Source organism: Ancrocorticia populi (assembly GCF_003123745.1).
GTDB lineage: Bacteria > Actinomycetota > Actinomycetes > Actinomycetales > Actinomycetaceae > Ancrocorticia > Ancrocorticia populi.
This window is the reverse complement of the sequence record NZ_QETB01000005.1, coordinates 174,758-194,898: the sequence shown is the minus strand read 5'-3', so window position 1 is coordinate 194,898 and position 20,141 is coordinate 174,758. Positions and strand designations below refer to the sequence as shown.

18 protein-coding genes are annotated in these 20,141 nt (G+C 57.3%); 4 read left to right on the top strand and 14 right to left on the bottom strand.

Annotated features, from left to right (window positions below):
- Positions 1-65 precede the first annotated feature (65 nt).
- From DD236_RS10115 to dapA, 3 genes are read right to left on the bottom strand one after another with little or no spacing between them, the layout of a single operon-like run.
- Entirely contained in the window at positions 66-1,724 is a 1,659-nt protein-coding gene (locus tag DD236_RS10115) for a ribonuclease J (RefSeq protein ID WP_109094273.1), read from the bottom strand.
- A gap of 27 nt (positions 1,725-1,751) precedes the next feature.
- Complete coding sequence (locus tag DD236_RS10110; protein WP_207785791.1) at positions 1,752-3,026, bottom strand: AI-2E family transporter; 1,275 nt, start codon at positions 3,024-3,026, stop codon at positions 1,752-1,754.
- Positions 3,027-3,059: 33 nt separating this feature from the next.
- Complete coding sequence (dapA, locus tag DD236_RS10105) at positions 3,060-3,965, bottom strand: 4-hydroxy-tetrahydrodipicolinate synthase (RefSeq protein ID WP_109094271.1); 906 nt, start codon at positions 3,963-3,965, stop codon at positions 3,060-3,062.
- A gap of 257 nt (positions 3,966-4,222) precedes the next feature.
- Between dapA and DD236_RS10100 the strand changes: the two genes are divergently transcribed.
- Genes DD236_RS10100 through DD236_RS11975 form a run of 3 tightly spaced genes read left to right on the top strand, consistent with a single transcriptional unit; the run spans position 4,223 to position 5,697 of the window.
- Positions 4,223-4,810: a hypothetical protein gene (locus tag DD236_RS10100; RefSeq protein WP_109094270.1), complete on the top strand. Its 588-nt coding sequence runs from the start codon at positions 4,223-4,225 to the stop codon at positions 4,808-4,810.
- A gap of 4 nt (positions 4,811-4,814) precedes the next feature.
- Positions 4,815-5,306 (top strand): hypothetical protein, encoded by a 492-nt coding sequence (locus DD236_RS10095; RefSeq protein ID WP_109094269.1) that lies wholly within the window; start codon positions 4,815-4,817, stop codon positions 5,304-5,306.
- 4 nt (positions 5,307-5,310) lie between these two features.
- On the top strand, positions 5,311-5,697 hold the full coding sequence (locus tag DD236_RS11975; RefSeq protein WP_133246093.1) for a hypothetical protein: 387 nt from the start codon (positions 5,311-5,313) through the stop codon (positions 5,695-5,697).
- A 1,708-nt stretch (positions 5,698-7,405) separates the two neighbouring features.
- Here DD236_RS11975 and DD236_RS10075 read toward each other — a convergent pair.
- The 9 genes from DD236_RS10075 to DD236_RS10030 all read right to left on the bottom strand — a co-directional run bounded on the left by DD236_RS10075 (position 7,406) and on the right by DD236_RS10030 (position 17,337).
- The gene (locus tag DD236_RS10075; RefSeq protein WP_109094265.1) at positions 7,406-8,635 is read right to left on the bottom strand and encodes a hypothetical protein; all 1,230 of its coding nucleotides are present in this window, start codon (positions 8,633-8,635) and stop codon (positions 7,406-7,408) included.
- A gap of 594 nt (positions 8,636-9,229) precedes the next feature.
- Positions 9,230-10,093 (bottom strand): FAD:protein FMN transferase, encoded by an 864-nt coding sequence (locus DD236_RS10065; RefSeq protein ID WP_165819896.1) that lies wholly within the window; start codon positions 10,091-10,093, stop codon positions 9,230-9,232.
- A gap of 70 nt (positions 10,094-10,163) precedes the next feature.
- Positions 10,164-10,610 (bottom strand): FMN-binding protein, encoded by a 447-nt coding sequence (locus DD236_RS10060; RefSeq protein WP_243410271.1) that lies wholly within the window; start codon positions 10,608-10,610, stop codon positions 10,164-10,166.
- Positions 10,594-11,316, bottom strand: a complete 723-nt coding sequence (locus tag DD236_RS10055; RefSeq protein WP_109094261.1) for an ABC transporter ATP-binding protein — start codon at positions 11,314-11,316, stop codon at positions 10,594-10,596. Before DD236_RS10055 ends, DD236_RS10060 begins: the two co-directional genes overlap by 17 nt.
- Complete coding sequence (locus DD236_RS10050; protein WP_243410264.1) at positions 11,316-12,443, bottom strand: ABC transporter permease; 1,128 nt, start codon at positions 12,441-12,443, stop codon at positions 11,316-11,318. Before DD236_RS10050 ends, DD236_RS10055 begins: the two co-directional genes overlap by 1 nt.
- Positions 12,444-12,447: 4 nt before the next feature.
- Positions 12,448-13,713: an ABC transporter permease gene (locus tag DD236_RS10045; protein ID WP_109094259.1), complete on the bottom strand. Its 1,266-nt coding sequence runs from the start codon at positions 13,711-13,713 to the stop codon at positions 12,448-12,450.
- A gap of 2 nt (positions 13,714-13,715) precedes the next feature.
- Positions 13,716-14,981, bottom strand: a complete 1,266-nt coding sequence (locus tag DD236_RS10040; RefSeq protein WP_109094258.1) for a DUF2318 domain-containing protein — start codon at positions 14,979-14,981, stop codon at positions 13,716-13,718.
- Between the two features lie 104 nt (positions 14,982-15,085).
- Positions 15,086-15,709 (bottom strand): iron transporter, encoded by a 624-nt coding sequence (locus DD236_RS10035; RefSeq protein ID WP_243410256.1) that lies wholly within the window; start codon positions 15,707-15,709, stop codon positions 15,086-15,088.
- Between the two features lie 11 nt (positions 15,710-15,720).
- Positions 15,721-17,337, bottom strand: coding sequence for an FTR1 family iron permease (locus tag DD236_RS10030; protein ID WP_207785790.1), 1,617 nt, complete (start codon positions 17,335-17,337; stop codon positions 15,721-15,723).
- Positions 17,338-17,485: 148 nt separating this feature from the next.
- Here DD236_RS10030 and DD236_RS10025 point away from each other — a divergent pair, with 148 nt between their 5' ends.
- A complete protein-coding gene (locus DD236_RS10025; RefSeq protein ID WP_165819895.1) occupies positions 17,486-18,055 on the top strand; it encodes a GNAT family N-acetyltransferase in 570 nt (189 codons plus the stop codon).
- Here DD236_RS10025 and dapB read toward each other — a convergent pair.
- Complete coding sequence (dapB, locus tag DD236_RS10020) at positions 18,052-18,786, bottom strand: 4-hydroxy-tetrahydrodipicolinate reductase (protein ID WP_109094254.1); 735 nt, start codon at positions 18,784-18,786, stop codon at positions 18,052-18,054. The genes DD236_RS10025 and dapB overlap by 4 nt on opposite strands.
- 5 nt (positions 18,787-18,791) lie before the next feature.
- Positions 18,792-20,123: a M16 family metallopeptidase gene (locus tag DD236_RS10015; RefSeq protein WP_243410254.1), complete on the bottom strand. Its 1,332-nt coding sequence runs from the start codon at positions 20,121-20,123 to the stop codon at positions 18,792-18,794.
- Between the last annotated feature and the right edge of the window lie 18 nt (positions 20,124-20,141).

Here is a 20,141-nt window from a genome sequence, read left to right as displayed (position 1 = left end):
TTTACCCTAGCGCCGCACACGCCCCGCGGTGCACCCCGGCACGCCGCCGAGGGGCGCACACCACGCTAGACAGTAACAACCGTGGGGATAATCATCGGCGAACGACGCAACTTACGGGAAGCCCACCGGCCAACCACACGACGCATTGCCTGCTGCATGCCGTAGGTGTCCGATCCCTTCTCCAGAGCTTCCTGGAGAGCCACTGTGACCTCGGGCAGGATATCGTCAAACACGGACTGGTCCTCGGCCATGGCGCGAGCCTGAATATGCGGACCCGTAATGATCTGCTCCTCGGACTGGTCCACTACCGCGAAGATCGCAATGAAGCCTTCCTCGGACAGCGTGCGGCGGTCCTTCAGCTCGGACTCGGTAATGTCACCAACTGATGAGCCATCCACGTAAATCTCGTGGTAGGGAACGGAGCCGACAAGCGACACCTCGCCATCCTGCATGTCAATCACCGAGCCGTTTTCCGCGAGAATCACGTTCTCCGGCGGAACGCCCGTCTTCACGGCGATTCCGCCGTTGGCCACCTGATGGCGGACCTCCCCGTGGATCGGCAAAGCGTAGGCGGGCTCCAGGATGTTGTAGCAGTACAGGAGTTCGCCTTGAGCGGCGTGGCCGGACACGTGAACTTTCGCGTTGCCTTGATGCACCACGTGCGCACCGAGCTTCATGAGGCCGTTGATCAGCCGATACACGGAGTTTTCGTTGCCGGGAATGAGCGAGGAGGCGAACAGGACAGTGTCCCCGCCGCCCACGCTGATCTTCGGATGGCTCTTGTTAGCGATACGCGCCAGCACGGCCATCGGCTCACCCTGAGAACCGGTGGACATGTAGACCCGCTGGTTATCCGGCAGATCCCGCATATCTCCGAGATCACGGAGCACGCCGTCTGGAACCTCCAAGTAGCCCAATTCCGAGGCCAAGCCCATGTTACGCACCATAGAACGGCCAACGAAGGCCACCTTCCGCCCGTGACGCGCCGCTGCGTTCAGCACCTGCTGGACGCGATGGACGTGAGAGGAGAAGGAGGCCACCACAATCTTGCCCGTGGCGCGAGCAAACACATCGTCGATAACCGGGCCAATCTCTGACTCGGATCTGACAAACCCGGGAACCTCGGCATTCGTGGAATCACACATGAAGAGATCCACGCCCTCTTCACCAGCCTTGGCGAACGCACGCAGATCGGTCAGACGCCCATCAAGAGGTAGCTGATCCATCTTGAAATCGCCAGTAATAAGGATATTGCCCTCGGCAGTGCGCACAAATACGGCGAGCGCATCGGGGATCGAGTGGTTCACCGCGATGAACTCCATCTCGAAGGGCCCAACCTTTTCCACGTCGCCTTCCACTACAACGTGGGAGTGAGCGCGTATGCGGTGCTCTTGCAGCTTCGCCTCAATAAAGGCGATAGTCAACTGGGATCCGATAACGGGGATATCCGGGCGGAGCTTGAGCAGGTAAGGCACGGCGCCGATGTGATCCTCGTGGCCGTGGGTGAGCACGATGGCCTCGATATCCTTGACGCGATCCTTCAGGTAATCGATATCCGGAAGGATAAGGTCAACACCGGGCTGGCTTTCTTCGGGGAACAACACCCCGCAGTCCACCACTACGAGCTTGCCGCGGTATTCAAGGACGTTACAGTTTCGCCCGACCTCGCCAAGCCCACCAAGTGGAACAATTCGAACAGTGTTATCAGTAGGGGGCGCGGGCATTACGTGGTTAGTCACCTGCCCATTGTCTCATGCGAATGGCCCATCCGCCGTATCGGTTGCGAACGCAACCTCCTCTATGGACTTCTCCCCCGTCTTCAAATCGGTGAGATCGCCGAGGTAACGCAACACCTCTGTGACCATCGCGGCAGCTGGTACCGCGAGGAATGCGCCGATAATCCCAAACAGCCCGCTACCCACGGTAACGGACAAAAGGATCACAGCCGCATGCATCTTCATAGCCTTCGATTGCAGCACCGGCTGGAGGATATTACCCTCCAATTGCTGGACGGCGATGATAAGAATCAGCACGGCCACCGCGGTAGTGAATCCGTTGGCCACGAGGGCGATCAGCACCGCGAGCGCACCAGCCGTAAAGGCACCCACAATCGGAATGAACCCACCAAAGAAGGTAATGATCGCGAGCGGACCGGCCAGTGGGACGCTCATAAAGACAAGGCCGAGTCCGATGAAGAAGGCATCAATAAAGCTCACAATCGCCTGCGTACGGATGAAGCCTCCAAGGGTCTTCCAGCACCGCGTGGCCACCTCGCTCAGGTGCCAGCCCACGCGCCGGCCCGCCACCCGCCGGACCATTGGGAGGAACTGGTCGCCGTCCTTGAGGAAGAAGAAGGTGAGCACAATAACCATAACCAGCGTAACAATCACAGAGGTGGCAGCGGACGCACCGGAAAGGGCGGTCTCAGTGATCGTGGAGGCCTGACTCTTAATCCACTCTTGGGCCTGTTCAATAAAACTATCGAGTTGTGCTGTGTCAAGGTTTAACGGTGGCCCAGCGATCCAATCGAGCACCTGCTCAACGCCCTCAGTCCCGCGGTCATAAAGATCCCGGGCCTGAGAGGCAACCGATGGCGCGATTGCGACGAAGATTGCCCCGATGGCCACGAAGAAACCCACGATCGTGGTGAGCACAGCGAGCGCCGGTGGAAAGTGCCACCCGCGGAGCCGCCGGACTAGGGGCCACAAAATGGTGCATAGGATGATCGAGAGGACAACCGGCAGGATGCCGGACCACACCACGGAGGCTACTTCCCCCAGAACCCAAGCGGCCGCCGCGATCACGAGTAGCCGCAGGCACCATCCCGCGAGCCAGCGGCCAGATCGCCCGATCGCATCCCCGCGATCCATAGCGAGCCCGTCTGCCGGGTGGCTCTCGGGTTCAGAGCCCACAAGAGCATCGGCGAAATCGCGTTCTGACGTCGCTGTCTGGACAGTCTCTTCCGTTTCGTCTTCTAGGCTGACGTCTTCTGGACTGACCTCTGGCTCCGTGTTCTCTTCACTCACGAGGATCATTGTGCCGCACGTTGCGGCCAGTTGCTACATAAGTCCTTGTTCGCGCAGGGTATCGGCCAGCTCGGCCAGCTGGGCCTTGGAGGCACCAACCAGTGGCAAACGGAGTGTAGCAGAGGGGATAACGCCCGTGAGCTTCAGCGCCTCCTTTGCCATGACGGCACCCTGACCGCCACCCATAATCGCGTCGATCACTGGAAGCTGCTTGGCCGCTTCAGCGCGCGCCGTGGGCAAATCACCCGAATCCACTGCGCTCACGAGATCGCGAAGCTGGCTCGCGATGACGTGGCCAGCCACCGAGATCACACCAGAGGCCCCATGGGCGAGCCAGGCGAAGTTCAGGCCGTCGTCGCCCGAATAATACTCAAGCCCCGTCTGCCGCATCTTCACGAAACCGGCGGGAACATCTCCTGTGGCATCCTTAACCCCTAAAATACGGGGGTGCTCCGCAAGCCGGCGAAGCGTATCGAACTCCAACTTAACCCCGGTACGGCCCGGAATGTCATAAATCATCACGGGCAAATCAGTAGCCTCGGTAATCGCGAGGATATGTTGGTACACACCTTCCTGGGAAGGCCGGTTGTAATAAGGAGCGACGACGAGGAGTCCGTCCGCACCGGACTCCTGCGCACCCTGAGCAATTCGCACCGCGTGGGCCGTATCGTTCGAACCCGCGCCCGCCATCACGAACGCCCGATCCTTGATCGCCGCCTTGACCTCCCGAACAAGCTCATCCTTCTCCGGCTGATGGGTGGTGGGAGACTCGCCCGTGGTGCCCGAGAGCAGGATGGAATCACACCCCTCGCTGACGAGGTGATCGGCCAGCTTGACAGCCGAATCAATATCGAGGGAACCATCCTCGTGGAAGGGCGACACCATTGCCACAGAAACAGATCCAAATACACGTGCCGGAAGTGTAGTGAGCTCAGTCATGCCCCTGACCCTACCGCGCAAGCACTGGCAGCGGGTAGCCATGTCCAGATTCTTGCCCACATTTTTCTGATAGCAATTTGACAAATACCTAAATGTTGCTTGAAACACGTTTTTCTGTCTGTTACGTTAAACATATTCCTTTTTCGCTCTGAGCAGCAGAAAAGAGAAAATGAGGTAAGAATCAAATCCATCTCCCCGAAACAGACAAGAAGCGCTCAAGGAATTGATCGCCAATCGAAACACTCAGGAGAAATACGATGAAAATTAAAAGAAGCATTGGTATAGCAACGTTTGCCTTTGGATCACTAGCTATTGTGGGAAGCGCGGTTGCTTCCCCTTCCCTTCAAGAAACACAGCATTCTTTGGAGGTAGCCGATTTAACACCCGCCATTACACAATTGGCTGCCGACCAGGCGACCGTACCTGATTGGTTGGTGGAATCCGGAGTGGATCCTGAATCTATCCGCAACGTCGGAACATCAGAATTCGGTGAACACTGGATTGCTTCAGATCCTGATGGCAACATATGCATCGCAACACAACTTGGCGAAGAATCCCAAGATAACTGGATCGGGAGCGTTGGATGCACATCACCAATGGCATTTTACGAACATGGAGCCGCTGTCAGCTTGAATGGAGAGGGGTTTGACGGTACGGCCGCCTACATGCTGCCGCCCGATATTGACTCTAGCACGCTAACATCTTCAAAAGATGTTCAGATCCTCGCAGATACACCGCAAGTAATTGCTGTGAGCAGTATCGATCAGTCGGCCGCACTGCGGGATATCGAGATTCCGCGAGCAGATGGTACCGCCGTTCAGCTACCAGAGCTTGATACGGAGTAATGATATGACTCGCAGCAGAGACATCCTTTACGGTGTAGTGGCCGCGCTCATCGCGGCACTAGCTGTCGGAATCTTAGCGATCCGCGTTGAAGCCATCCAAACTGGAGTTACTGTTGATTGGGGCAATCAGATTGACGGTATCACCGAGGTAGGAAATCCATGGCTGCAACACCTTGCTATCGCCATCGTATGCGGACTTGTCCTCTATCCATTATTGAGCGGATCACGAACAAAGAACACGTGGGAAGGGCCAGTGACACTAGCAGTTGTACTGATTCTTCTTGCAGTATGGGCCCATGCCACCGCAGATTATTCGTCGGGTGAAGGCATCGCGGAGATGTACAAACTCGGCTCAGGCGCCCGAATGGAGGGCAACGCCATCATCACCTGGCTACGCTTTGGCGGCCTGAACCCCGCGATCCATGCGACCGCAGTTGCAAGTGCGTTGATAGGTGTACTTGCCTTTGGAAACCAAGAGAAGACTCGAAAGGAATAGCCTCATGAAACGTACTAGATTCAACGCTTTGCTTGGTGCAGCTGTAGTTACTCTGGCCGGGATCTCGCTTTCTCCCGCCGCAAATGCTGCCTACACAAGCTATTTCAACGGAAGTGTGGCAATGGGTGCCGAAAAGCAAAGCACAACGCAGTCTTCACTCATTGGTGGGCGGGTTCAATCTCCAGGCTATAACGGACCAGGAACGCTCCACATAACATCGTTCCATCCCGCTCCTGGATATAGGGAAGTCGCCAGCACGAGTGGTGGCGCTGGAGATTCTTCGTGGGTCAGTTTGTCACACGCTAAAGACACCAATGTGAATAGCAAATGCTCGTGGAACGCTGGTTCCAATATTGGTCCGATGAAGCTGAGCTGTCAGTACAACAAATAGCTCCAACCTCTGACAAAGCAAATAGACTGATTTCCTAATGTTAATAGGTGGACTGGTGTCCTGTTGCGTTGTGCGACAGGACACCAGTCCACCTTCTCGGTGAGGAGGAATTGTTCTGTTTTTTGTTAACTGGACCGAGGATCTACCTACCGAATTAACTCGTTGCGCCCGTCCAACCACCGCTGAGACCTTGAGAGTTTCGAGTCCGGTGTTCGAAGCTTCGCAGCGTTTGGCCACGTAATGTTTATCGGTTCTTCATAGTTGGAGGTGTAGGAAATGAATACCAGACGCTGTTTGTGTGTCGGCGTGGCGCAAAGAAGGCCTTACAGTGAGAATCGAAGTTGTCTTGGAGGCTCCTCGGAACGCCCTAGTCCGCAGGTTTCCTCATAAGCCGTCTGGATGGCAACCGACTACTCTGCTCTGCATCTACGCACCTGAAGCCACAAATGCACAGAATACAGCCATGTGCGGCATCAGGATACGAAGGCAGCGCCTACCTCGCACGAAATCTATTCCCTGACTAGGCTGTTCTGCGGTCTTTGGAGCGAGCCGTGTGCCAGCATCTCATGTTGTTCGTGTCGCTGAGTGTTTGGCCGTGTCCTAGGATTCCGAGAACGCCACTGTGATCGCTGGACGACGGCGGATTCATCGATAGCCCTGAGCACTTCGGAGGCGTGGACGCCATCGGGGTTAACGAAGACGTCCGTCGGTACACGTGCAAGAGCGGCAAGTACGGCATCGTCAACATCAATCTCACGCCCCTGACGGGCAAAACGGGCTCGGCACGCTTGATCGACATGGTCTAGCGGCGCTCGAAGAGCATCTCCAAGGCACAGCTCAAAGACAGACCTCAAGACTGGCGCGACTCCGTAGTAGTCATGGCGATGAACGGATGTTCAGCGGCTCCAAGACCACCGCCGAGACTCAACTACCTAACTCGAACGAACCCATTAACCCCATCCACGTGGTCCAACTTATAGGGAATGCTCTAGACCGGAATTGGCAGCGCATCCAACTGGATACCACCGGCACCACGGTCGCAAGGGTGATTTGCTCTGCGGAATTTGCCGGATCCAGTACACCGGTAGACGACGTGCTGACGAACAAACAGAGGACCAAGCTTATGGTCGCCCTCACCGACGACAAGTGCGCACAGGTCGAGGCGGGCGACTTGTGGCGTCTATCAAGATGTGTCGTGAACGCCTACCAGCACTCGACCTAATAGAGTGCAAACGCATCATGGCCCAGATCATCGATGTCGTCAGCGATGCAACAACCAAGGTCCTCAGCGAGGTCATGAAGCTGGAACGCACTCTCAAACGCTGAGCTGTGGATATTCTGGCATATTTCGATCGCTCTGGAACATCGAATCTCCCCGCCCAAGCGATCGACGGCAGACTTGAACACCTGTACATCTGCGCCCTCAGACTTCAGGACCTAGCCAACTACATAGCCCGCAGGCTGTTGTGGCCCCGTGGCTTCAGATGCCAATTACACGGCCAAATCCGAGGAACCGCCAATACCAACCTTCACCGTCAAGATGTGCCGAGCAAACTCTTGAATGCTCGTTATGACCATAGACAGAACTGTTAGATTGTAACTGAAGCTCTTTGAATTCTCATGCTGAATACTCTCGTCAACTGCGAGAGAGGCTGACAGTGGACCAATCCACCTGTTAGCCATCCGATGGCTAACAGGTAGATATCACCTACTCCAAGAAACCGCAGTCAGGAACCGTGATCGGACTGTTAGGATACTCAGTCGCAAAGCAGCCGGGGAGCGTCCATTCACGGTTTCTATTAACCACGATTTGACTTTGCTGCCCACCGCTCGCCGGGAAGCTTCGCTCTGTGTTCAACCCCATGCAGGCACTACCAGGTTCTTGTCCTAGATCATTACAGTCGTTCGAAACCGCTTGAGCGTACGCGCTGAACTTGGTGGAGCTTTCAACACCAACCTCTCCCACCACACGGGTCATCAATTCAGTAACACCAGAGTCACCTGCGGGAAGATTCTGAGGGTAGCCAATGCCTACGGTAATCGACTGCTCGCCACATCCGTCTGTTAGATCGTCCCAATCGAAATATGCACCAACTCCGCTCAACGATCCACCTTGAGGATCGTAGAAGTCCCACGCAATGTTTCCCGCTTTCGACGACCAGAACAATTCACGGAAATTCGTTGGCAAACAAGCCGGACGTGTCCCGGCTGTCTTGTGGCTGGTGTGTTGCATCAGATCATTTTCCATTCCCCAGTCGGATGGCATATTCGAAGGTTTACGCTCGGCGTACCACCGGTGCAGTTGTGCAACTGCAGCTTGTCCGTCGATATTCTGAGCCCAGATCTGAGTGAACTGCGGTGCCCACACAGCCTCGGCTGCCCGCGCATCCACAGCAGGCGGTTGGTCACTTTTCGTGTCTCGCGCTGCAGTGGCCATTGCTCCATGCTCAGAAGGCGCTTCGGGGGTAACAGCTTTCGCTTTGTCAAACTCTCCTTCCAAGGCGTCGGCGTTAACCTCATCTGTCGTCAAGTCTTGGGTTTCGCTTTGACTCTCACTACTCTCTAGAATGACTTCGGTTACGGCAGGTTGAACGCCGTAATCTCGCTCAAAGTCTGAGAGGTACTGCTCTACGGTGTACTTTTCTCCAGGGAATACTTCTCCAACCAACCCCGGTTGTTCAATCCTGAATCCTACGACTTCAGGAATACCTGCCCCAATCTCCGATGCCTCAGGCAGAGAGATCGGGTGCGCAAGGACTACGTGCTCTGCCTCTTGTGATGATCTAGGCGCCGAGTCATTGGGCATAACGCTAACTAAACTTGCCTGTTGGTCGTTGGCAAGTCCTTCCGGGGACGCACCGGCTGTTGTACCTACACCAAGCGCAAGAACCAGCAAAAATGCGGCTCCAGCCCCAAAGAAGCATCTATTGTTCTTCATCCCATCTTCAACCTGTTAGTGACTCTCAACACATTTAGGTTAAGCCCATTTAACTAGGTTCCACAAATTGGTCCACAAAATATGTTCCTGGCGTAGCGTGGAAGTATTGCGGCAAGCAGGATTGCACATGCCACAGAATTACCCAGATGTTTGTTATAAAGAGATACGAAAACAGGGCATCATAGGATCCGTAAAACATTGGTCGGAGATCCCGTCTCATCTCAGTTTGGAGTAGACAGTGAAAACGCTGAAAAGGTTCGCTACTCTCATTCTTGGTATCGGCGCACTTGTCTCCCTTGGAATGTGCACGCTTGTCCCGATTTCGGACATGCGTTCCGCCGGATCTCCAGCTGTGGCCTGCATAGAGATAGGTGGTACCCCTAACGGAGTCTCGGAGATGACGGTCCCGGATGCCGAATGGAGGATGTTGCCACCCTCGGTCGTCTGCGAATGGCCAACAGAAACGGGGCAGTTCATCACAACCGTAGAACCTCTCACTCCGTTCAGTTTCCCTCTCTTACTTGGAGTTCAAGTCGCATTCCTGATGGCGATCTATTTGCAACGCCGATTGAGAAAACCTACAGGCACAGACACCTAGCGCTGGCGTTCAAACCAAGCTTGCAGGCCACTGACCGTCCGCAACTTGAGGTCCGGGCTGGCGAGCAACCGGCCATCCACTGTCATGAAAACGGTGTTGAGCTCAGGATGCTGGGCGTCTAGGTGCATGGCCGCACTTAGTCCCATCGCAAGATAGGCGGTGGAGAAGGCCTCGCACGCCATACCATCGGCGCCCGTGACCACAACGCCGCATAGATCGGTGAGGGCGGGCGTGCCCGTGTCTGGGTTCAGCACGTGGCTGCGGCGCCGCTGGGCACCGATTCTCGTGCCGGGATCGGCGGAAACCGCGAGCGCCCCTAATTCCAGAGTCAGGGACCCGATGCGGTCCGGGCCGTGCCACGGACTCGCCAACCCGATCGTTGCGGGCGCGCCAGCTACGGAAATCGAGGATGTTCCAAGGGATACCAGAACATCGGTGGCCCCCATGCTTCGAGCAAGGTCACGCAGCTGATCGGCGGCGTATCCCTTCGCGATGCCGCCCAGATCAACGGGGCGCTCGGGAGCGTCAAGGATGCGGCACCGTGGCCCGTCTATTTCGATCTTGCCGCGCGTTGGCCGCGGCTTGGCGGCGTCTCCGCCAGCGATGGCCTCCCACTCGCGCATCTGGCGGCCAACAAGCACGCTGAAATGACCGCCAGTCTGGTGCTCATAGAGCTTGGCGGCACCCAACACGGCAGCGGTATCCGAGGACACCTCAACCCACTGGCTACCAAGACGAGATACCTCGGAATCCTCGCGAAACCTCGTCATGAGGCGCTCGAGGTGCCGCACTTTCTGATGGAGTGCTGCCGCAATACCGTGATTGTTCCCCGCCCAGGCAACCCGTAACAGAGTGCCCATGGTAGGGAACGTTGCCGAATGAGGCCGTTGGACGCTGGGGCGAAAGGAGCGATCGTCCATCAGGTCTTTATCAGGCGTTTGCGATGGCGTCTTCTACGGCGCCTTGGAAAAGGCGGTAGGACAGGGAGGCGCCGGCGATGGAATCCACCGTATTTTGGTCTCCCTCTTCCTCAAACTCACTCACGTATGTTTGCTCGGCATCGATGGCGTTCTGGGCACGCTGGTAAAAGTCCTTGTCCGCCACAGTGCCATCGGCCTTGAGCCCGTAGTTCTCATCGTGAGCGGTGCCATCCTCATCGAAGGCAGTGAACGTGACATCGGACAGGGCACCGCCAGCTACGGTGAATTCCACGACGCCATATGTGCCATCATCTTCGGCTGGCGAGGTCCCGGTGTACGTCCCGTCCGCTAGGGCATTCGCCGGATCGGCCGAGCTACCACCGCCCCCGCAGCCTGCAAGGAGCGCAGCACCAATCAGTCCAACGGCCAGTCCGATCCGATTACTCTGCTTCGTCACGGTTCTTCTGTCCCTTCGTTGGAGTGCCATCCACGCCGATAACTTCGCGGGCAATGCGCCCGTGCTCCAGAATGATCTGGCGCTCTCCTTGGGCGGCTACCTCGGCATCGTGAGTCACCACGATGAGAGTTGTTCCGCCGTCGTGGAGTTGATGGAAGAAATCGATGACGATGCGCTCGTTTACCTCGTCCAGGTTACCCGTGGGCTCGTCCGCGAGAATCACGTCCGGATGGTTGATCAGGGCGCGGGCAACGCACACACGCTGCTGCTCACCGCCTGAAAGCTCGCGCGGCAAGTGCGTTGCGCGATCCTTCATCCCCACACGCTCTAACGCATCGAGGGCCTCCTGACTATCCGGCATTGAGTGGTAGTACTGGGCAAGCTCCACGTTTTCCACGGCGTTCAGGTGCTGAACCAGATGGAACTGCTGGAACACGAGCCCAATCTTGTTACGCCGAACGTTGGCAAGCTCGGGTTCGCCCATTTTGTCCAGCCGGTCGCCTTCAAGCAACACAGTGCCCTCCGTCGGGCTGTCCATACATCCCATGATGTTCATGAGTGTGGACTTGCCGGAGCCGGAAGGTCCCACGATGGAGATCCATTCGCCCCGCCTGATGTCCAGGCTTACATCGTCCAACGCCGCGAGAGAGCCGTAGCGCCGGCTGACATTTTGAATGGAGTAGATCGATTCGTCTGTTGTGGCCATTACTCCCCACCTAGTACATCTACGGGATTAATTCTGGAAATACGGCGGGCCGGAGCTAGGCTCCCCACCACCGCAATAATGACGGAGAAAATCAGGGTGAGTGGAATAACCCACCACGATATGCTGATTTTGACGGCAAACGCCTCCATCGATATGAAGTTGGCCATCCAGATGCCAACCGCAGAGCCTACCGCCCCGCCGATGATACCCAGAAGCACCGATTCGCCAATGAACTCGCGCGTGATATCTCGCGCTACCGCGCCGAGGGCCTTCTTCAGGCCGATTTCTCGGGACCTCTCGGACACAACCGCGTTGAGCGTGGCGGAAATCGAGATGAGCGTCAGCACGCAGATGATGGCACTCACGATCCAGATGAGGGTCTGGAGGGTTTGGGCAATACCTGATTCGGATTCGGTCATTCGGCGAACAACCTCGCCTTCCATGCCCGAATCCTCGTCCGTCAGCTGATCGGCAATCTGCGTGAGGACCTCGCCCTTTGCATTCACCGAATATTCGATGAGGTTGTACTGGGCATCTGCGCCGGTGAACTCGCTGAGGGTATCGAATCCCATGACGATCAGCTCATCTTCGGCCCCGCCGGTGTGCAAGATCCCCGATACGGTCAGGTTTTCTGCCGCACCATCGTCTGTGGTGGGCTCAGAAAGGCCTACCGTCTCCCCCACCTTGAACCGGTAGGTTTCGGCTACCTTTTCTCCAACGAGAATTTCACCGGTTTCTGCCGGCTCCTTTCCGTCGATCTCCCAGTAGGGGCGCACCTTCTGCGCATCGTCCAGTTCTGTTCCCATCACGGAGATGGGCTGCTGGTTGTACACCAGGTTGGTGTATTGGTAGGGCGCACGCCCAAGATTTTCGCCGACGGCGGCATCTGCCTCCGCCAAACTATCGTCAGTCAGGCTATCGGAACCAGAGGGAACAACAATCAGATTGGCCCCGTATGAGCGAAGCTCCTTTTGCATCTGTGCGGGCACCGTGTAGGCGATGAGTCCCAGTCCCGCCAGTGTGGCTGCGCCTACGGCAATAGATAGGGACGCGATGAGGACTCGCGAGAGCCGCCCAAAGAACGAGCGCGTGATCATGCGCAAATACATTTGTGTATGGCTATTCATCTCATCACCTCCCGTGAAGAACTTGCGCTGGCTTGAGCTTGAGCAGGTATCGCATCGAGGGCAAACACCCCAAGATCACCGTGACAAAGATGATGAGGATCATGACGGGGATGAGCATCGGACGGATCGTTATCCCTGATCCGAACACAAGGTGGCCCACTATTTGGGCTAAGCCCACGCCGGCAAAGAAGCCCAGTACACCGCCGATGAGGGCAACCACAAATGTTTCCGTCAGGATCGTGGCCACCACGTTCTTGTTTCGGGCCCCGAGGGCCTTCATGAGGCCCACTTCCTTGGACCGTTCCATCACTGAGGCGGTCACGAGGTTCGCGATGCCCAGTGAGGCCGCCACCATGGCGAAAACAGCTACCACTGTCATGATGAGCTGTGTTTTGCCCAGAATTTCACCTTCCGTGTCCGCTACCTGCCGCACGGCACTCGCATCCACGTTCGTCATCGTCTCTTCGATTTGATAGGCGATTGAACTCACGTAGGCCGTGCAATACCACGTTTCCCATTCGCTCAGCGATAGCGTTGAGGGATCCCGCGCGGCGCGGCGCGCAAGATCGTTATCGGGCGTGGTGATTGCACGCACCTCAACCTTTTCCACATCACCGTCTCGCCCAGCAATCGATTGGGCCATATCGAGGGGAACGAAGAGCTGGCGATCTTCGTCCGATCCGGCCTGAATGATTCCCGCGATCGTGACATCGTAAGCCTGGCCATCAGCGGATACGGTGATCGTATCGCCGGCTTCCCATCCGTTGGCCGAGGCAAGCCTAGAGCCAGCCATCGCTTGATCGTCTGTTGCCCACGAGCCTGTGACGTCCCACCAGTCCCGCATGTGCTTGATGCCGGTTTCCACTTCCTCGCCAGTCTTGGTGGCGAGGAAGTGGTTGAACCATGTGCCAACAACGGTCACATCCTGGTTATCAACACTTGCAGACGTGGTCAAGAATGGCGTGAAGTCCTCGATGTTGTGACCCCAGAAGATCGTCTTGAGGTTACCCAGCTCATCCTCTCGGATCGCTCCTTGAGTTGTTGGGGCATCAACGTCATACATGTCCGAGACGATTGAAGCGCCCTGCGGAACGATCTGAATGTTGGCACCGAATGAGCTCAGCTCGGACTGGACCTTATCGCTCACATCCATCATGACGGCAAACATTGAGGTTGTCAGGCCAGATCCGAGCAAGATCGTGAGCGCGATCATCAGGCGTTTATTGACCTGGCGACGCAACGCACGGTTGATCATCCTCCAAAAAAACATTGTTAACTCTTAAACACCGAAACGTGGCTCTCGAGCTCCTCCACGGAGAACTTGAGCTTGTTTCCATCGATTTCGTACGTGATCGGTATCGGGTTGCATCCTCCGGCAAACCCGATGGTCTGGACGTTCATCATGACGTCGCATTCGCGGCAGATGACCTTACCCTTATCTTCGTAATAGCCTGAATCTCCGCAGATCTCACAGGCATCAAGTCCGGTGCCGAATGCACTCTCGTTTTTCTTGATGACGATGAACCGGACCTCGGTCGAATCCTTGGCCTCGTATGCGAACCGGTGAAGGTGCCCGTCGCTCACAAGATCTCGGGCAACGGTAACCCAATCGCCGTCAACCGTAGAGGGTTCGATTTCGGAGAGCTCCGGCACATACTCGGCGCGGGTCTTCCCCACTGTCAGCGCCCCCACGAACAGTACGGAACCCACAACGGACAGGCTAAGGAACTTGCGCCGGGAGATTTGATCGGCCTTCCGGGCCCGCCGCTCCGCGGCATTCTTGAACGGACCGCGGGGGTGAGTCCACAGGGCAATGATTCCGGGAACGGAGACAAGGAACGCAAGAGATATCTGAGTGGCTGCCTCGTTCTGTTGGATCCACAGAACCCAGCTGAACACAAGATTGCTGCGCGGAACCATCTGGCGTGTGGCAAACTGCTGATAGAGCAGGATCGCACGCGGAAGCACCATGGCAGCAAAAACGATGGTGGTGACGGCGGTGCGCACATACCAGGGAACCCGCGCGGCGGATACGACGTATCCCCAAGCAGCAACGATCACGAGCACCGTACCAAGGACGTAGCCAGCGAGGCGCAGAAGGCTATCCGTATCGAGGATGCCGGACCCCATCTGGACAATTCCAGAGGTATTGAAGAAGTAGGTGAAGCCGTAAGAGACCCCGGCAGTCACGATGGCGATAAGGCTCGTCACGGTGAGCAGATGGTGGCGCCACGTCTGCTCAATATCGTGAAGGTCCCGGCCACCAAAGAGCCACACGGCCACTAAGAAGGCCACGATGGCGAGGAACGTCACTGGACCAACGTAGGCATTAAACGTTGGGACATCGATGAGTTTGGTATTGAGGCGCAAGAACGCGACGACGGCTCCACCAATGAGTCCCACGACGCTGACCACCACCGTCCAACGCGCAACGATGCGGCGTTCTCGTGGTGAATAGGCGCGGCTGGCAAGCAAGATAGCCAGCGCAAGGCACAGCGGCAAGGCGCTTTGGACCGAGGTAACAAACAGTTTCAGCATGTGCGTGATAGACCTTAGAAAATCATCCGATCAACTTTGCAGCTATCAGCGGCGGCGCGATCCGTAGCGCGCCGCCGCTGCTTCTCCAGAAGGAGAACAGGGACTTAGATCAGCTGACCGTCCCACTGCCAGTTCTTGAACTCAAACTTCAGCGGCTCGTCCCAGAAACGGCCCTTAACGCCGGACGAATCGTTGCCCGTATGGAGCATGAAATCGTCAGCCGGGGAGGTGACGGTCAACGACACATCGTAGTTACCGGGCTCGAGCGAGATGTTGTTTCCATAGTGCGGGCCGTCGGAGGCGATCATCGGCATCATGGTTCCCAGATCGGTTTCCTCACCCGTATCGGTGTTGGTCACAACGGCCTTGATGTCGAGGTAAGGCAGGAACTGGTCCGCCTCGTATCCCCATTCGGTGGCTTCGTCCGTTGTGGCGATATCGATCTCGAAGTGCATATCCGATTCTGAAGCAGCTGGCATGGCCATGGAGCCCTGCTCTAGATCAATCGCCTGGAAGTAGACGGCATCTACCGTTAGCGGGCCATCGGTCTGAGGGCCCGAATCTCCCACAGGGAGTTCGTTGATGCCCGCGGTGTCCTTCTCATCATCCGCAACGGCTGCGGTGGTTTCCTCGGCGGTGTCCGCGCTGTCATCGTCAGACGAGCATGCGCTAAGAGAGAAGGCCATCGTTGCTGCGGCCACTAAGGCTAGAAACTTCTTGTTCTTCACCTTGTTTCCTTTCATTTCGTGTGGGTGGCTGCAGGGTCATCCTGTGTGGCCTGCTGCCTAGATTGGTTGGCGCTCCGGCGTTGGAGGACCGCGAGAATCACCAGAATGATAATCACGAATGCCTGAGCTGCCAACGTTTCGACGGTTGGGTAGAGACCCAACCAACTCACCTCGGGCACACCGCCAACTGCGGTGGCGTGCACGAGAGTTGCGTCTTGGAATTCCTTGATGGCCCCACCGGCGATGGTGACAGCGAGAATTCCAAGGAGTACTGATGTCCACTTGAAGAACGCCTTCATCGGTAGGCGTACTCCGAATACCCAGATGAGGGTGAACATGATCGCCAAGATGATCACGGCTGCTCCAATGCCTAGCCACATCTTGGCGTGATCCGCCCCCGTCTTGCTGGCGGCGATGATCGGGCTAAAGAAGAGGATCGTCTCCGCACCCTCGCGAAGCACCGCGAGGAATGCCACAGATGCTAGGGCGAATACTCCACCAGAGGACGTGCCTTCGCCTGCTGTGTGCTCAATGTACTTCTGCCATTTATTGCCCGATGATTTCGAGAGGATCCAGTTAGACACCCAGATGAGCATGACTACCGCGAGCAAGCCCGTGACGCCCTCGATTACCTCTTGCCCGAAGCCAGTAGCGGCAGAACTGGTGATCTTCGAGAAAGCGAAGGCGAGGCCGATGGAAATCGCGAGCGCTCCAGCAACTCCCACGAGGATGCCTACCAGCTGATCCTTACGTCCTGCCTTCATCGCATAGGTGACCACCGCGGCAACTACGAGCAGTGCCTCTGCACCTTCACGAAGCAGGATCGCGAACGAGGCCCAGAATCCAGTCCAGCCGAGTTCGCCGGAGGAGGTCAATGCGTCGAGTTCGGTTGCATCTTCAGTCAGGGCAGAAATCAGTTCGTCTGCCTTGGCGTTGAACTCATCGACGGATATTTCGCCATCTCGCCCCGTCTGGCGAAGCTGAGTAAACATGCTCTCGACCTCGCTGACTCGGCTCTGGCCGATGTAGGAGATCGTCGCCTTCTCAAGACCATCCGCTTCATAGTGGGCAAGGTAGGCATCGCGAGCCGCGTTCGCCGCTGTGCTGTAATCGCCCGCGGCATAGGCCGTTTTTGCGGCTTCAACCTGATCGATCGATCGGGTGGCTACGCGGGACCATTTGTCATTAATCTCGGGAGCATCCTTCAGGTCAGCTACATTTGTTTGGAGGAGTTCAATCGTTTCGCTCGTCGCAGCTTCGATCTCTTCCTGAGAGACACCGTTCTGGCTCAAGTCCCGGAGGGACAGGAGCTGGGATACAAAGGCATCGCTGCGATCTTCACCCAAACGGTGATCGATCTCAGCTTCCATCCCGCTAACTTGGTGGATCTCGTAATAAGCCTGCCGGATTGACGTTTCAACGCCGGAAATGTCCTCAGCAGCGTACTGATCTGGGATTTGCTCGATCTTCTCGATCATCTGGTCCGCGTAGGAATCCCAGTCCTTATCTGCCGCATACGACGGGGAGGAGAGGAAAGGTAAGAATACGATGCATAGCGCAATGACCATCGCGAACATACCACCGCGGCCCGCCAGTGGGCGCAGCTTTACCAGCTTCAGTTCAGACACTTGGTGCAATCCCCCATCGATTCCATCTTTAAGTCAGGTACGCCTAACCTCATGCTCTGAGAGCAACTGCGAGCAGGGACTAATGTCCGCATCGTCCATTAATGAGGCTGTGACTTGGCTCGCTCCCTGTATCGCGTATCCTAGAGACATGGGAAACCACGTTTTTGTCCGGCCCGCAACGGCACTAGACGCACAGTTTATTGGGGCCATTCACGCCCAAACCATGCACGATGCCATCGTGGCGGCATTGGGGAAGGATCCCGAGCCAGAAATTGCTCAGGTGTTTGTGCCCGAGGCCTTTTCGCGCCAATGGGAGCAGGCCATCACCGATCTCCCCAGCCCCGAGCACGCGGTCCTGACCGCGGTGGATGAGGGGAAGGTAGTGGGATTTGCCGCCGTCTCCCCCACCCATGTGGAAGCCGCGGATGGTGAAGAACCTGAGGAAGAACTTCCCGTCGTCGTCGAAATAACCGCCCTAGAGGTACCCCCGGAAAACGGGCGCGCGGGACACGGATCCCGTCTCTTGGCCGCAGCAACGGATCTGGCCAGCGAACAGGGCGCAACCATTGTGCAAATGTGGGTGCTGGCCGGAGATGACGCGCACACGGACTTCCTTCACAGCGCTGGCTTTGCGCCAACGGGCCTCCGGCGGAGCATGCAAATCGGATCAGAAGAGGCCACGGAGCACTGCTGGTACGCAATGCTCTCTGACGCCTAGATGCCCATTACCTCGTCGAGGCCGTAGGTGAGGCCGCCACGCCCGATAACAGCGCGCACCGCGAGCAGCACACCAGGCATGAAGCTGGAACGATCGAAAGAATCCTGGCGGATCACCATCTGCTCGCCGGGGTTACCTAGGAGGACTTCCTCGTGGGCATTCAGGCCGCGCAGCCGCACCGCGTGAACACTCACGCCATCGATCTTGGCCCCGCGCGCGCCGGCCGGATCAGTCTCCGTTGCGTCCGGGCTTTCCGGGAGGTCCCCACGCGCCGCAGCAACGCGCTGAGCCGTAGTCTTGGCCGTCCCAGAAGGAGCATCCACCTTGTCCGGGTGGTGCATTTCGATCACTTCAACCGATTCGAAGTAGGGCGCCGCCTTTTCCGCAAAGCTCATGACGAGGACTGCGGAAAGTGCGTAGTTGGGAGCAATGATGACGGAGCGGCCCGTTTCTTCGGCCTTGGTTCGAACCCCGGCCAGAGTTTCTTCGTTCCATCCCGTTGTGCCGACAACTACGTCAACCCCCGCCTCCAACACCGCGTGCACGTTAGCCTCGGTCACTGAGGGAACCGTGAAATCTACGGCGACTTCAGCGCCGTTCAACGAACCTGTATCAAGTGTATCGCCCACATCGAGGCGTGCCACGAGGTTCATGTCCGGCGCATCCTCGACGGCCGAACAGACGGTTGTACCCATGCGCCCCTGGGCGCCTATCACTGCGACGTTGATCATAGGCACTAGCCTACCGCGGGACCCACCGTAACCAGCGAACGCGGCTGAGAAGCGATGAACTGGGCAACCTCTTGGACGTCCGCGGCCGTGACAGCGCGGGCCTTGCGCAGTAGTTCGGACTGGGAGGTGAGCGAGCCCCGAATCAGCTCCGCGTTTCCCAACCGGTTCATGTGGGAGCTCAAGTGCTCATTAGAAAAGATGATCTCGGCCCGAATCCTGCGGTAGGCCGATTCCACCTCGGCATCGCTCACTCCGTCTGCGGCGATCTCCTCGAGGCAGGCTGCCAACAGCGTGGCCACCTCGGATGCGTTGGCCACCGCACATCCTGCGTACATGCCGTACATTCCGCCTTCTGGGAACAGGCTCGGGAATGAGTACGTCGAGTAGGCCAAACCCCGCTCTTCACGAATCTTCTGGAAGAGGCGTGACGAGGTACCGCCGCCCAGAATCGCGTTCATGGCGAAAAGCGCACGGCGCCGCTCATCGAAAAGGTCAAAGCTAGGGGCCGCGAGAATCACGGCGGCTTGTTCGACGGGGCGCTCAATATACCGGGTTGCGGGTTCCACTGGCGCGATCAGTGAGGCGGTACGCCGGGGTTCGGGAACTCCGGGGCCGCTCATGTCCCAGCCGCCGGCCTCTAGCTCGGCGTGCACACGTTCGCACAGTTGCTCGTGATCCACCGCTCCGGCGGCGGTGACTACCAGTTCGCTCGGGCCGTACATCGCCGAATAATGATTGTGGAGGCTCTCGTTGGCCAAGGCGCTCACGGATTCGCGGGTACCACCCACGGGGCGTCCTAGCGGGTGATCGCCAAACACCATGGAGGTGATGGCCTCGTGAGCAACTTCAGCGGCGTCATCGTTGTACATCGAGAGCTCTTCGAGGATCACCCCGCGCTCCATCTCCATATCGCCAGCGTCCAGCCGCGCGCCAGTGACCATATCGCTCAGAAGGTTGAGGCTGGGGGCCACATCTTGCTCGAAACAGTGGCCGTAATAGCAGGTGTACTGCTTGGCGGTGGCGGCGTTGAAATCTCCGCCCAGATAATCGATGCGCTCTGCGATCTCCTTGGCACCACGATTGCGTGTGCCTTTGAACAGGAGATGCTCTAAAAAGTGAGTGGATCCGCGGGCCTCATCGCCCTCGTCACGTGAGCCGGCACCGATCCACAGGCCGATACTGGTGGAATGGGAATGGGGAATTCTCTCGCTCAGGACCCGCACACCGCCGGGAAGGACGGAGCGGCGCAGGAGCTTTCCCTCTTCCTCTAGGGATAAACCACCCCGCGAAAAATCCAGATCAAGGGGCGCTTCAGTGTAATCGATAGATTCGCTCACCCCTCCAGCCTAACCGAG

Excerpts from the sequence above, each read along its gene's own strand:
- DD236_RS10115 (WP_109094273.1), bottom strand. The coding sequence starts at position 1,724 with ATGCCCGCGCCCCCTACTGATAACACTGTTCGAATTGTTCCACTTGGT.
- dapA (WP_109094271.1), bottom strand. The coding sequence starts at position 3,965 with ATGACTGAGCTCACTACACTTCCGGCACGTGTATTTGGATCTGTTTCT.
- DD236_RS10100 (WP_109094270.1), top strand. The coding sequence starts at position 4,223 with ATGAAAATTAAAAGAAGCATTGGTATAGCAACGTTTGCCTTTGGATCA.
- DD236_RS10095 (WP_109094269.1), top strand. The coding sequence starts at position 4,815 with ATGACTCGCAGCAGAGACATCCTTTACGGTGTAGTGGCCGCGCTCATC.
- DD236_RS11975 (WP_133246093.1), top strand. The coding sequence starts at position 5,311 with ATGAAACGTACTAGATTCAACGCTTTGCTTGGTGCAGCTGTAGTTACT.
- DD236_RS10075 (WP_109094265.1), bottom strand. The coding sequence starts at position 8,635 with ATGAAGAACAATAGATGCTTCTTTGGGGCTGGAGCCGCATTTTTGCTG.
- DD236_RS10065 (WP_165819896.1), bottom strand. The coding sequence starts at position 10,093 with ATGGGCACTCTGTTACGGGTTGCCTGGGCGGGGAACAATCACGGTATT.
- DD236_RS10055 (WP_109094261.1), bottom strand. The coding sequence starts at position 11,316 with ATGGCCACAACAGACGAATCGATCTACTCCATTCAAAATGTCAGCCGG.
- DD236_RS10050 (WP_243410264.1), bottom strand. The coding sequence starts at position 12,443 with ATGAATAGCCATACACAAATGTATTTGCGCATGATCACGCGCTCGTTC.
- DD236_RS10045 (WP_109094259.1), bottom strand. The coding sequence starts at position 13,713 with ATGTTTTTTTGGAGGATGATCAACCGTGCGTTGCGTCGCCAGGTCAAT.
- DD236_RS10040 (WP_109094258.1), bottom strand. The coding sequence starts at position 14,981 with ATGCTGAAACTGTTTGTTACCTCGGTCCAAAGCGCCTTGCCGCTGTGC.
- DD236_RS10025 (WP_165819895.1), top strand. The coding sequence starts at position 17,486 with ATGGGAAACCACGTTTTTGTCCGGCCCGCAACGGCACTAGACGCACAG.
- dapB (WP_109094254.1), bottom strand. The coding sequence starts at position 18,786 with ATGATCAACGTCGCAGTGATAGGCGCCCAGGGGCGCATGGGTACAACC.